Annotated in this window: 12 protein-coding genes; 2 read left to right on the top strand and 10 right to left on the bottom strand. The window is 34.3% G+C overall.

All coding sequences use genetic code 11. From position 1 onward, the window contains the following. Positions 1–252: 252 nt before the first annotated feature. Positions 253–1,887 (bottom strand): BCCT family transporter, encoded by a 1,635-nt coding sequence (locus CKV71_RS07685; RefSeq protein WP_095105443.1) that lies wholly within the window; start codon positions 1,885–1,887, stop codon positions 253–255. 375 nt (positions 1,888–2,262) lie between these two features. On the opposite strand from CKV71_RS07685, the gene mscL reads away from it, so the two are divergent. After that, entirely contained in the window at positions 2,263–2,685 is a 423-nt protein-coding gene (gene mscL, locus CKV71_RS07690; protein ID WP_095105444.1) for a large conductance mechanosensitive channel protein MscL, read from the top strand. A gap of 54 nt (positions 2,686–2,739) precedes the next feature. Here mscL and sbcC read toward each other — a convergent pair whose 3' ends face one another. The 7 genes from sbcC to sosA all read right to left on the bottom strand — a co-directional run bounded on the left by sbcC (position 2,740) and on the right by sosA (position 11,118). Next, positions 2,740–5,775 (bottom strand): exonuclease subunit SbcC, encoded by a 3,036-nt coding sequence (gene sbcC, locus CKV71_RS07695; RefSeq protein WP_095105445.1) that lies wholly within the window; start codon positions 5,773–5,775, stop codon positions 2,740–2,742. After that, positions 5,772–6,899, bottom strand: coding sequence for an exonuclease subunit SbcD (sbcD, locus tag CKV71_RS07700; protein ID WP_095105446.1), 1,128 nt, complete (start codon positions 6,897–6,899; stop codon positions 5,772–5,774). The genes sbcC and sbcD overlap by 4 nt, the downstream gene beginning before the upstream one ends. Before the next feature lie 292 nt (positions 6,900–7,191). Then, positions 7,192–7,659, bottom strand: coding sequence for a CcdC family protein (locus CKV71_RS07705; RefSeq protein ID WP_095105448.1), 468 nt, complete (start codon positions 7,657–7,659; stop codon positions 7,192–7,194). A gap of 237 nt (positions 7,660–7,896) precedes the next feature. Next, positions 7,897–8,127, bottom strand: coding sequence for a YneF family protein (locus tag CKV71_RS07710; protein WP_015900233.1), 231 nt, complete (start codon positions 8,125–8,127; stop codon positions 7,897–7,899). Positions 8,128–8,315: 188 nt separating this feature from the next. Then, the gene (gene tkt, locus CKV71_RS07715; protein WP_095105452.1) at positions 8,316–10,304 is read right to left on the bottom strand and encodes a transketolase; all 1,989 of its coding nucleotides are present in this window, start codon (positions 10,302–10,304) and stop codon (positions 8,316–8,318) included. A 202-nt stretch (positions 10,305–10,506) separates the two neighbouring features. Then, complete coding sequence (locus CKV71_RS07720) at positions 10,507–10,749, bottom strand: DUF896 domain-containing protein (protein ID WP_231917516.1); 243 nt, start codon at positions 10,747–10,749, stop codon at positions 10,507–10,509. A 135-nt stretch (positions 10,750–10,884) separates the two neighbouring features. After that, positions 10,885–11,118, bottom strand: a complete 234-nt coding sequence (sosA, locus tag CKV71_RS07725) for a DNA damage-induced cell division inhibitor SosA (protein ID WP_095105460.1) — start codon at positions 11,116–11,118, stop codon at positions 10,885–10,887. A 143-nt stretch (positions 11,119–11,261) separates the two neighbouring features. On the opposite strand from sosA, the gene lexA reads away from it, so the two are divergent. Beyond that, positions 11,262–11,885, top strand: coding sequence for a transcriptional repressor LexA (gene lexA / locus CKV71_RS07730; protein WP_095105462.1), 624 nt, complete (start codon positions 11,262–11,264; stop codon positions 11,883–11,885). A gap of 159 nt (positions 11,886–12,044) precedes the next feature. Here lexA and CKV71_RS07735 read toward each other — a convergent pair whose 3' ends face one another. Both CKV71_RS07735 and guaC read right to left on the bottom strand, forming a co-directional pair. After that, the gene (locus CKV71_RS07735; protein WP_167376368.1) at positions 12,045–13,064 is read right to left on the bottom strand and encodes a CAP domain-containing protein; all 1,020 of its coding nucleotides are present in this window, start codon (positions 13,062–13,064) and stop codon (positions 12,045–12,047) included. Between the two features lie 22 nt (positions 13,065–13,086). Beyond that, positions 13,087–14,064 carry a GMP reductase gene (guaC, locus tag CKV71_RS07740; RefSeq protein WP_095105464.1) on the bottom strand — a complete coding sequence of 326 codons (978 nt, stop codon included), beginning with the start codon at positions 14,062–14,064 and terminating at the stop codon, positions 13,087–13,089. Positions 14,065–14,127 lie beyond the last annotated feature (63 nt).

Below are 14,127 nucleotides of genomic sequence, written 5' to 3' on the forward strand. Positions count from 1 at the left end.
ATAATCCCCCCTGATTCAATATTATGCCTTTAATTAAATTGTATAGGTATAAGTAAGGGATTACAACTATTAAACGGTAGAAAACAAGCTGTATTCGTTTTTGTTTTTTAATCAGTATGTATAAGTAATAGTTATCATATTAGGTTCGTGTAATAAGTATCTTTTATTGATTGAGAATTATTTTCAATTAAAGCGCCAAAAGAAAAAACCTGCCCCGCCTAAAATAGCGAGACAGGTTATTTATGATTCAAATTATGATTTAGATTGTTCAGATTGTTGACGTGCTTTACGTTTATCTAGAATATCTTCTTCATAATCTTGTTGAGAATATTTCACATACTCTTCTAAACGATGTTTGTTAGGCGTTAAAGTCAAGCCTAAGAATTTACGTTCTTGGTTAGCATCTTTGTAGAAGCTGATCATCATGAGTATCACGATAATCGAGAATGGCAAGGCACTGATAATCGCCGCACTTTGCAGTGAGTTCAAGCCTGTATCTCCACCTGAGAATAACAGAATGAATGCGATAAGTGATTGTGCAATTCCCCATGATACTTTAATGTACGATGACGGCTCTAGAGAACCGAATGAAGTTTGCATACCTAATACGAATGTTGCTGAGTCTGCTGATGTAATAAAGAATGATGCAATCAACAGTAACGCAATAATAGATAACACAAATCCCATAGGCAAGTGATGGAATACGCCGAATAATTGTGTTTCAGGTGCCATCTTGAATAGTTCATGATGTTTTTTACCAGTTTCAATACCTAGTACACCAAACACACTGAACCAAATAAAGCTGACAATTGCAGGCACTAGTAATACGCCTGACATAAATTCTCTGATAGAACGTCCTTTAGAAACACGGGCGATAAATACACCTACGAATGGACTCCAACTTAACCACCAGCCCCAATAGTATAAAGTCCATGATGACATCCACTCACGTTTTTGCGGATTTAAAGCAGCAGTATCAAAACTGTTAAATAAGAATGAATTGAATAAGCTACCTGTTGAACTTGTCATCATATCCAAAATAAGAACTGTTGGTCCAACAATTAAAGCAATAATCATTAAAAGTGCACCTAAACCGATATTTAGGTTACTCAAATATTGAATACCTTTACTTAGGCCAGACCAAGCTGATGCGATAAAGAGAATAGTTACGACAATGATAATGATACCTTGAACCCAAACATTATTTGGGATTCCAAATAAGTAATTTAATCCACCGTTAATTTGCAACGCGCCCATACCAAGTGATACGGCAACGCCGACAACTGTTGCGAATACTGCTAAAACGTCAACAATTGTTCCAATTGGGCCATCTACTTTATCTCCTAAAATAGGACGTAAAGTTTTAGATAGTAGACCTGCTTCCCCTTTTCTAAATTGAGCATAAGCAAGTGCTAAAGCAACAACGCCATAAACTGCCCAAGCGTGGAAGCCCCAGTGGAAGAAAGAAGAACGTAACGCTTCAGTATAAGCTTGTGCTGTTTCCGGTTTGGCATTCGGAGGTGCAGCAAAATCTCCCATTGGTTCAGCGGCACCATAGAATACTAAACCGATACCCATACCAGCACTGAATAACATTGCAAACCAAGAAATAGTGTTAAATTCTGGTTTATCATTTGGTTTACCTAGTTTCAGTTTACCAATCGGGCTGAAAATCAAGAATACACAGAAGAATACGATTACTGTAGTTAGAATTAAGTAATACCAACCCAAATCATTGGTAATCCAAAGTTTGATACTGTTCGTTATTTTATCAAACTGACTTGGAAAGATAGCACCGGCTAAAACAACGATTAAAACTAGAATCGATCCATAGATAAATACCGGCGACAACTTCTTGCCATTATTACCATGCTGAGAAGAATTCATAATCAATTACTCCCTTTCCATTTATTTTATTGTCCAAAAAATATAAAACTGATTTTATAAGAAAAAATCATTTTCGTGAAAAACCATTTACTAGCATAACAAACGCTTAGCACATTATCAAACTTACTAAATTTAATTATACAATAATTTTTTAATGTCTATCTCAATAATCAATTTCACCTTAATTTGTTTTAAAGTATTTTATATAAGACCACATTATATTTTCCTTTACCCTGTTTATGAAGTAATAAAGATGAAAGCGCTGTAATTTACTATAAATTAATAATCTTCAGTAAAAAACAACCTAAAAACCTATTTTTTTCAAAAAAAGAATTATTGTATAATACACTTTAGTAAAATTAGGAGGATATATTCATGTTTAAGGAATTCAAAGAATTTGCTTTCAAAGGAAATGTATTAGACTTAGCAGTAGCTGTAGTGATGGGTGCTGCTTTCAACAAAATTGTTACTTCTTTAGTGACTTACATTATTATGCCGCTTATAGGTTTGATTTTTGGAACCGTTGATTTCGCTAAAAACTGGTCCTTTATGGGTATTAAATACGGTTTGTTTGTCCAATCCATTATTGACTTTTTAATTGTTGCCTTTGCCCTATTCATTTTTGTTAAACTTGCTAATACTTTAATGAAAAAAGAAGAAGTTGAAGAAGCTCCAGAAGAAAATATTGTACTTCTTACTGAAATCAGAGATTTATTGCAACAACAAAATGGCACAGTTAAAAATGAAACTACTGAAATCATCACTGAATCAAATGATTTCAACAATAAGAAACTTTAATATATTTCTTTAATAGAAAACGACTTGCAATTGCGGCAAGTCGTTTTTTGTATATTAAAACTTAAATTGTGTCGTACTTTGGTAAGCGTCTGTTTTTACTTCTAGAATTGTAGGTATACGTTGTTTCAACTCGCTTACATGTGAAATAATACCTACCATTCTTCCTGTCGATTTAATATTTAATAGAGTGTCTAAGGCTGTTTCTAACGTTTCTTGATCAAGCGTGCCGAAACCTTCGTCTATAAACATCGATTCTAAAGTAATACCTCCAGATTCCTGCTGTACAACCTCGCTTAAACCAAGCGCTAATGCTAGAGAAGCTTGGAACGATTCTCCACCTGACAGCGTAGAGATATGACGTGTTTTATTTGAATGTGAATCGAAGACTACAATTTCTAGACCGCTATAACCTTGCGTTACTTCTTCACTGCGCTTTAAGATATACCTATTATTGGTCATTCTCATAAAACGTTTATTAGCGTACTCCAGTATCATTTCTAAATAGTAAACTAAAACGTAATTTTCTAACGTCAGCTTTTGAATATTTTTTCCTGATAGAATTTCAGCCAAATCAAAGATTTCTTGTTGTTCTGCTAACTCTTTTGCTAAAACATCTATATGTTCATGAATTTCTGTGAAATGGCTCGCATTTAATTGCAACTTAAATTCATGCTCATTTAACCGCTTCGACTTCTCCTCAAGCACTCTTTTCTGCGTTTCCAGATTGTTCGACAACTGCTCCAAATCAGGATGCTCTTGATTTCCGATAACCGCTTTTAATTCAGCAAGTTTATGAGATAAATTATTTTCCTTATCATGATAAATTTTAATCCGCTCTTCAATTTCCTCTTTTTTCGGCATTAAATCTAAAATTTCTTGCACTTCATCAGTACTTTGTATGCCGATATTTTCCATTTCAATTTGAGATTGCTGTTTTAAGTGTGCGATTGCTTTATCAGTTTCTTTACGGTTATCCTGCACTGAAGTATGCTTTGTTTGTTCAATTGCAATTTGTTGCTTCACTTCTATTTCTTGTTGTTTTAATGCTTCTGTTTGTTTTTGATAATCTTTTACCATATCTTGTTTCTGTGCAAAATCATTCATAAAATCCATTACATTACGGAAAGAAGTACCCTTTTCAAAATCCTCAATTAATCCATCAATTTTTTCAATATCAGCTTTCTTTTGAGTGAGCGTGAGTTGCAAACTTTGGATATCATCTTTAATTTGCTGAACTTGTGCGTTGGCCTTCTCAATCTCTTTATTGCGTTTATCTTGATGCTGCTTATCTGTTTCCGCTTTTTCATATTGTTTTTTCAAGTCTTGAAGTATTTGTGTATTGTTTTCTGGCAACTCTTCTCGCTCAAATTTTTCAACTTCACTTTTAAGCATATTATATTCAGCTTCTAATTTTGAATGAGCCGTTCGAATTTCCTCTTTATTTTCATGCAAAGTATTCAACATTTCCCTTTGCGCTCTTAGCTCCTCGAAATCCAAGTGATCTGAAAGAGATTGAATCGTATTGCCACATATCGGACATTGGTCTCCAGGTTGCAACATGGATTGCAGCTTTTTGATCATTGTTTCTTGATTATCTAACTCTAATTGATTGGTGTTAAATTGTGAAATTTTTGCCTGAAACTCGTTCAATTTTTGAGTATTATCTGTTAATTCTTGTTCTAATACTTTTAATCTTGTTAAACGTTGCACTTGTGCTTCTTCTTTTTCGATCGTCGCTTCTGTATCTTTAATTTGTTGTTTTAAATCGAATATTTGTTGTGTCAGTTGATTCAGTCGTTCATAATCGGGCTGTTCATTCTGATAATCCGCTTCTATTCTCTTTAATAACTGCTCATTTTGTTTTAAATCTTTCTGTGATTGCTCATATTCTTCTTGTACTTGTGCTTGATTACGATATGCGTTTTTGTATTGTTGATGATTTTGATAAAAGTATTGCGTATCATTCATAAACTGCTGTTGTAATTCTATATCATTTTGAGTTTCCGCTAATTTTTCTTGTTGTGTTGTAACTGTTTGCAACTGAGACTGATATTGTTGAATATGGGCTTCAATTTTCTCAAATCTATCATTTAACTCATTCAATTTTGCAGTTTGTCCAGAAATATTTTCTATGATTTGGTGAAGCGGGCGTACTTCTCGAATTTTCTTCAGTTGAGCTTCAAGTATTTTAATTTCAGAAGCTTGCTTTTCAAGTGTTTCTAGCTGAGCTGTTAAGTCGCTTTGTTCTGCCATTTTCTGATTCAATTCTTCGGCTTCTCTAAAGGATTTCTCTGCTTTTTGTTTGAGTTCATCTTGTTGGATTTTTTCATTTTCCAATTGTTGGTAAATTTCTTTTCCAATTCGTTCAAATTCAGGAATACTGTTTAATAACTTTTCTGTTTGTATACTTGGAAGTGTTTTATATTCTTGCAATTTTTCATTATCGAAATCTTCTACTTTATTCCATAATTGCTCAATCTGTTGGTGTCTCATTTCAATCTTTTTCTTTTCTTCTTTATTTTGGTTTACTAATCGTTGTTGTAATGCTTCAAAACGATTCGTATTGAATAAAGTTCTAAGTATTTCTTGCTTGGAGGAACTCTTAGAAAACAGAAACTTCTTAAATTCTCCTTGCGGTAAGATAAATAACTGTCTGAATTGTTCTATATTTACACCTAACAATTCTTGAATATAATTATTCCCAGCGTTCACTTTGCTTTCTCTGAGTTCATAACGATCATTTTCTAATTCATACACAGCTAAATTGGGATGTGTTTGATTTTTGTTGCCTTCTTTAACGAACGCACCTTGTCTGATTACCTTAAATTGCTTATCTTTTAATTGAAAAATAAGTTCAACTTCCATCGGAGACTTTCCATCAGCAAAGTGACTTCTCAATGCGCCTTCTTTTCTGGATGCTGTAGAAGCTTTTCCATATAACGCAAATACAATGGCATCAAACAGCATAGATTTACCTGACCCTGTTTTGCCACTGATTAAAAAAAGCTCATTATTATGCAGTTGAGTAAAATCTATAGTTTCATCCATGAAAGGACCGACATTTTGTAAATGAAGCTTTAAGGGTTTCATGTTTGGTCACCTCTCATAATTTCATTCAATAATTGCGTTACTTTTTTCTGCTGCAACTCCGACAACTCTTTATGCGTCATTTCTTCATAAAAAGTTCCGATAATAGTTTGATCAGGTAATTTTTTAATTTCTCGATCTGTAAATTGATGTTCAAACGTTTGTGAGTGATTGGTCAATGCTAAAACATTTTTATACAATTGTTTGATATTCATTATAGGATCTGTAATATGTGACATTTCACTTAATTTGAAATGAAAGTAGTTATCTCTGTTTTTAACAGCTATTCTATCTTGAATAACATCTTCATAGGTTGCTTCTATCACTTCAAGTTCTCGTAATGGCTGCATTGCTATAAAGGTGCTTTCCACTTCATGTGGTGCCTCTAACAATACACGACGATAACCTTTCGGCTGATTAGCTTCTGAAAAAGAATACTGCAAAAGTGAACCACTATAAAAGACGTAATTTGATTGAATACTGAAAGGATGATGTAAATGCCCTAGCATGACAGTATCGAAATGTTCCATATATTTTTCTGGCACTTGTTCGACTGTACCAATTGTTAATGGGCGTTCTGATTCACTTCTGATTCCGCCAGCTACTGTCATATGAGCAATCAACACATTTTGCTTATCTTTATCTAACTCACTGCTGATACGCTTTAAACAACATTCTACCGCTTCATCATATGATTTTAACTTTTCTTCTGGAAAATAGTGCTGTATTTCACTCAACGTCGCAAATGGCAATGTATAGAAGTCTATATTTTCAAATGAAATAGGTTGATGCATGGTATCTAGTTTGGTGCGTATATAGAGTTTTGAATGCTCAAACCAAGAAGCGCCATAATTCAAACGTTCTTTACCGTCATGATTGCCGCTGATTATAATAATTGGAATTTGCAACTTTAAATTTAATTCACCAATCGTTGTTTCAAGTAATTGAATCGCCTCTTTGCTCGGATAACTCGTATCGTATAAGTCTCCCGCAATAACGATTAAATCCGGCTGTTCTTCTTTCATTGCCGCAATAAATTGTTCTAAGATATATTTTTGGTCTTCTAAGAATGACTGGCCATTTAAAATTTTTCCTAGATGCCAGTCAGCTGTATGTATGACTTTCACAAGATCACCTCATGTTTCTCATTATATAATAAACCGCTTATCTTCTCATTGAAAATAAGCGGTAACACTTAAGTCTATTAAATTATTAGTTATATTTAGTATAACTTTTGGAAAAAAGAAAATGTTAATGCTAAACCAGCTACGATGAGTCCGATTAAACTCACAACATGTTTTAGTTTCAAATGAATCAACCTTTCTTTTCTTTGTATTCTTTTAGTATTATACCCTTTATAACAAAATTGAGCAGGACAGGAATAAAATTATTTCACTGTCCCGCTCCGTAAACTTTCTATTAACTTATAAGTTCTTTTTTCAACTTTTTATATTTCATCAACATAGCAATTCGCCATGGTAAAATCATGCAAAATGCAAGTAGGAAGAACATTCCGGCCAGTTGTCCAGGGTCAATCTGATTGCTGACAATTACTTTAATAAACGTTCTGATAACGAGTAAAGATATTAAAATAATCGGGAATGCTTTCGAACGTTTCATATAAATCTCTGAACCTTTTACTTCGAAATGAGATGTCCAGATCAGAACTGTGGAGAATAGTACACCTAGTATGATGGCTTCAATAATTTCCATACCATTTAATCTAAAGTAAGGAACGACGAACATTAATGCCCCTGTGGACATGAATATAGGTGGTAAAATCAGTTTCTTTTCATTAACAGGAAATTGTTGTGCTTTCATTCTGACGACTATTACAACAGCGCCCATTATGAATGCTATACCGATAGAAAATACAAGATATAACACAATGACACCTTCTTTACATGGTTAAGTATTTAATTTAAATCATTGTATAGTATATCACTGCAACTGAAAATTTCCATAGTAAAAGTTCTTTTTTCCCGAGATAATTCCATTCTGCACATCAATTTTTATATGAAAAAGCTTTCTGGCTCTACTCTTTTGAGAGAATGAAAAACTTTTTTAAAAACAAAAAAAGAAACAATACTCTTCTTTGAGCAAAGTTTCTTTTTTTATTAGAGATTATTTCATTTTTTGATCCATATTTTTGTTCATCATCGTCATCATTTGATTGATTTTCTTTTGAGATGGTTTTTGACCCATTTGCATCATCATCATACGTAACATTTCTTCATTAATAGGAGGGTTCTTTTTAAGATAATCCATCATGTATTTTCTTGCTAAGAAGAATCCACCAACTAAACCGATGATAAGTGCAGCAACAATTAAAAGAATTGCTAACCAAGTTGCCATTGTCTCACCCACTTTCTTTATCCTTTTGCATTTTACTAAACTTATAAATTCATTTCAAGTTGTTCTATTACACTCTCACATTGAATTCACAAAATAAGAGCTATTCCTAGCCCTTTGAAATTATAACTGTATTATACAGCATTTCAAGTATGGAATAGCTCTCTCTTACTTACATTGTATTGCATTTATTATAGATTGTTCAATAACTTAAGAACATTTTCTTTTGTGAAACCATATTTTTCAACGACTAAGCCGCCTGGAGCACTTGCACCGAATCTATCGATACCTAATACTTCGCCTTCTAAGCCGACATATTTATGCCAACCTAGTGTTGCGCCCATTTCTACAGCTAAGCGTTTAGTAATTGATGGTGTAAGAATTTCATCTTTATATTCTTTAGATTGTTGTTCAAATGCGTGCCAGTTAGGCATTGATACGACGCGAATACCTTTGCCGCTTTCAGCAAATGATTTTGCTGCTTCAACTGCTAAGCTCACTTCAGAACCAGTAGCAAGCAATAGATATTCAGGTTCAGCATCTGATTCGTAAACTACATATGCACCTTTACGTACACCTTCTTCAACTGTGTCTTTCGGTACATCTAAAACAGGTAAGTTTTGACGTGTTAATACTAATGATGTTGGTGTATTTTCAGTTTCTAATGCAACTTCCCAAGCAACACGTGTTTCGTTACCGTCAGCTGGACGAATTACATTCATATTCGGTAATGAACGTAAGGCCGCTAATTGTTCAATCGGTTCATGAGTAGGTCCATCTTCACCTACAGCGATTGAATCATGTGTAAAGATAAATGTTGAGTTCAAGCCCATGATTGCTGATAATCTTAACGCTGGTTTCAAGTAGTCGCTGAAGACAAAGAATGTTGCGCCATATGGATTTAAGCCGCCATGTGCAGCCATACCGTTTACAGCAGCTCCCATTGCAAATTCACGTACACCAAACCAAACGTTTTTACCTTCTGGTGTATTGCGATCATAGTCTACTGCATCTTTAACATTTGATTTGTTTGAACCTGCTAAGTCAGCTGATCCGCCGAAGAATGAAGGAACATGTTTACTCAAGGCTTGAATAACTTCTCCTGAGTCAGCACGTGTAGCACTTTCGCTGCCTACTTCAAATTCTGGTAAATATTCTTTGTAGTCTTCTGGCAATTCACCATTAATCGCTTTTTTGAATTCTGCAGCAAGTTCAGGATATTCATCAGAATATTTATCTACTAATTTCTTCCATGCTGCTTCATTTTCGTCAGCACGTTTTAACATTGTTTCATTGAAGATGTCATATACTTCATCTGGTACATAGAAACGTTTTTCAGGATTCAAGTGATAATTTTCTAATGTCAATGTACGTTCATCATCACCTAATGGTGCACCATGTACGCCATGCGTACCTGATTTATTAGGTGAACCGTAGCCAATAACTGTTTTCACTTCAATCATTGAAGGACCTTTTTGTTTCTTAGCTTCTTCAATAGCATTATTGATTTCTTCTAAATCATTACCATCTTTAACTAAGATATGATTCCAACCATACGCTTCGAAACGTTCTTTGATATTTTCAGAGAATGCTTTATCCAAGTCACCGTCTAATGAAATATCATTTGAATCATACAGTGCAATTAATTTATCCAATTGCAAATGACCTGCTAATGAAGCGGCTTCATGAGAAATACCTTCCATCAAGTCACCATCAGAAGCTAAAACATAAGTGTAATGGTCTACTACTTCAGCATCCGGTTTATTGAATTTACCTGCCAAGTGATTTTCAGCCATTGCCATTCCCACAGACATAGCAAAACCTTGTCCAAGAGGACCAGTAGTTACCTCTACACCTTGAGTGTGTCTGAATTCAGGGTGACCTGGAGTCTTAGAATCCCACTGTCTGAATTGTTTCAGTTCTTCTAATTCTAAACTTCCAGAAACATGAAGCAAGCTATAAAGCAACGCAGAACCATGTCCTGCAGATAAAATGAATCTATCTCTATTAAAGTATTCATTTGAATTAGGGTTGAAATTCAAATGGCGTGTCCAAAGCGTATATGCCATTGGCGCAGCACCCATAGGCAATCCTGGATGACCAGAATTCGCTTTTTCTACTGCATCGATACTTAAAGCTCTTATCGTATTAACTGCAAGTTCATCTTTTTTGTCGAACATCAATAAAACTTCCTTTCTATACAGCATCATTTTATGCCATTATACATTATCTATTACCAGTTTTACATTCTTTGTTCTTATGAAACCGCTAACAATTATTATAAATTTATTCATTTTTAAATTTTATACTAAAAAAATCCGCCTCATCACTGAAATAAGGCGGTTTTTATCTATATTCAAAGTCAGCTTTTGCAAGAAAAATTTAGTTTCTTTTATTTTGATCACGTTGGACTTGTTTCAATTTATCAGGAGTCACATCATTGCCTTCTGGATCTAAGACTTTCGTATTCTCAAGTTGTTGTTTGAAACCTTCACGGAAAGTACCGAGGTATTTCTGATGAAGCTCTGCTCTTTCTTTTGCTTCTTCTTTTGTTAAGCCCTCTGTTTTTTTCTTTTTAGATAATTCATTGATTCTCTTAATCGTTTTTTTATGTTCTTCAGACACTTTAAATCCCTCCATTGCTCTGATAATTATTAATGATACCAAAAAGATTGGCAGTAATAAAAATAAAGGAAACTTATTATTATACAGTTCCCTATTCTCAATAATTATACACCTAGAATGGAATTAATCGTATTTTTAATGCGCCACAGCAATCACAGGTTTACTTTCTTGTTCGCCTTCGCTTTTAACATAACCTTCTTGTTCGGCTTTTTGTTCTGCTTTAGCGGATATAGTATGATCCGTCATTTCGTACACTTGTTCTTTATTCGCAGTTTGATTAGCACTTACAATAAAAGCTGAAAACAATACAAAAGAAGTCAATAACACTGCTGAATATACTAAAAAAGTTGATTGGTATTTCTTAATCATTTTTCAACACTCCCAGAACATTTGTTTGTATTAACAAGATATCAGAACGATTGTTCGCTGTCAATACTTTTACGAACAAATGTTTGTAAATGTTTTGTTCGCATGCTATAATAAGAACAAACAAGAAGAGGATGTGCTTTAATATGACAGAACTAACGAAACGTCAAAGCGAAATTTATGAATATATTAAAACCGTAGTCCATACAAAAGGGTATCCGCCAAGCGTCAGAGAAATTGGCGAAGCGGTAGGTTTAGCTTCCAGCTCGACAGTACATGGCCACTTATCGAGATTAGAAAGTAAAGGTTATATCCGACGTGACCCTACTAAACCGAGAGCAATTGAAATAGTAAGCGATCAACTTGAAGAATCTGCTGAAATGGAAGGTACAATCCATGTTCCTGTTATTGGGAAAGTCACTGCAGGTGTTCCTATTACTGCAGTAGAAAATATCGAAGAATATTTCCCTCTTCCAGAACATCTTACTTCTACACATAATAGTGATATTTTCATTTTGAATGTAGTTGGAGATAGTATGATTGAAGCTGGCATACTTGATGGGGATAAAGTGATTGTACGCAGTCAAACAATTGCTGAAAACGGAGATATCATTGTAGCTATGACTGAAGATGATGAGGCAACAGTTAAACGTTTTTATAAAGAAAAACATCGTTACCGCTTGCAACCAGAAAATAGTACGATGGAGCCTATTTACTTAGAGCAAGTAACGGTTTTAGGTAAAGTAGTAGGTCTATTCAGAGAACTCTAACTCGCCTTTCTGTTTGCATATTATCTCTTCTTAACACGCATAAACTAAAACAGGTGCTGGGACAAATTAATGTCTCAGCACCTGTTTTATGAACTGGCAGTAGCTAAAGAGTCGGAGAAATAATTCTAATCTATATTATTTCTCCGGCTCTTTCCCTTTTTAACTTGTATAATCTTCAGTCCAGAATGGTTGTCTCTCTTCGTTGAAACTTACCCCTACACCTAAATTTTTAAAATTAGTTTGTAAGATATTTTTTCTATGTCCTTCTGAATTCATTAGACCTTCATGCGCAAAAATACTACTTTGTTGCCCATAAGCTAAGTTTTCACCAGCATTTTGATAGTCGATACCATCTTTTTTCATTCTGTCGAACGGTGACTCACCTTTAAGGTTGTTGTGATCGAAGAAATGATGTTCAGCCATATCTTCGCTATGTTTACGTCCGGTATCTGATAATGGCTGGCTATAATTCAATACAGATTTACCTTTTTGTACACGCTGTGCATTTACCAAATCGAAATCCTGTAATTCGAAACCTTTTTCAAGTGAAGAAGATGGCGCACCGTATTGCTGGGATAATCGATTCTCCATTTTATTACTCACTTGCATTAAGCCTGTAACTTGGTTATTTTCATGTTGATCATAGAACACAGTAGTATAAATATTGTCTTTATCAAATACATCATACTCATCATTGTTTAGTTCAAAACGATAATTTCCTTTTGTGATAGTACTCAGAGGTTTACCCATTCTTGATCTGACAGTCTCTTGCGGTGTACCATACTTAATCTTAGATTTAGAAGAAATTATATTTTGATTCGTATAAATCGCATTCACTTTATTATCAATATAGCTGACCATAATAAATGAGTGATATTGGTTATGATACGTATACCACTGCAGGCCATATTCGTTAGCAGTTACTCTTTTGGGATTGCCTAATTGCTTTTCAACTTGTGCCTTATTCATGTTCATTTGTATATTTCTAATTGCAAAGTCTTGCTTATCAGGAACCTTTAATGCTTCTTTAGTCACGTTTTCTCTGGCAGCCAAAGCTTGGATCTTACCTCTTGCGTGCTCTTGCAAATCTAACATCCAAGGTGTCTCTTTAATAGGCACACATAAAGCCACGAGCAAGAAAACTGTTATCAGAGCAAAATATCTTCTAATTTTGGGCACCCCCGCCTATCAGCGCAAAATCTTAGTCTCTATCACCGTTAAAAATAGAATTTCTTACAATCACATAATCTACTTTTCTTAATGAACCTAAATCTTTTCCGCCTGCATATGAAATTGAACTTTGTAAGTCTTGTTGCATTTCAGTCAACGTATCAGCTAATGTTCCTTTATGTTCTACAAACATCTTTTTACCTTCAACATTTTTATGTTCGCCTTTTTGGAATTCAGAGGCACTGCCGAAATACTCTTTATAAAGTTTGCCATCTAATTCAACTGTTTCTCCAGGTGATTCTTCGTGTGCTGCAAATAATGATCCGACCATAACCATTGAAGCACCGAAACGAATAGATTTAGCAATATCACCATGTGTTCTGATTCCGCCATCAGCAATAATCGGTTTACGTGCTGCTTTGCTGCAGTGATTAATTGCAGCTAATTGCCAACCGCCTGTACCGAAACCAGTTTTAATTTTAGTAATACATACACGCCCAGGACCAATACCTACTTTTGTAGCATCAGCGCCAGCATTCTCAAGTTCTCTGACACCTTCTGGCGTACCTACGTTACCTGCAATAACAAAAGTTTCTGGTAAATAAGATTTAATTTGATGAATCATATTAATCACTTGTTCTGAATGACCGTGTGCTATATCTATTGTAATATACTCAGGTTTTAAGCCTTCTTCAGCTATCTCTTTAACGAAATCATATTCTTTATCTTTAACACCTACTGAAATAGAGGCGAACAAACCTTTATCTTGCATTTTTTTAATAAATGGAATTCTTGCTTCTTCATCAAAGCGATGCATAATGTAGAAATAATCGTTCTCAGCAAACCACTCAGCTAATTTTTCATTCATAACTGTTTGCATATTCGCTGGTACAACTGGTAATTTGAATCTTCTTGGACCAAATTGTACACTTGTGTCACATTCTGAACGACTCTTCACAATACATTTATTTGGAATTAATTGAACATCTTCGTAATCAAATATCTTCATATAAAAAACACCTTACCCATACTCTTTATTTATTTTTTCCAAAATATCCAATGTATATCATAC

This window comes from Staphylococcus piscifermentans (assembly GCF_900186985.1).
Taxonomy (GTDB): Bacteria; Bacillota; Bacilli; order Staphylococcales; family Staphylococcaceae; genus Staphylococcus; species Staphylococcus piscifermentans.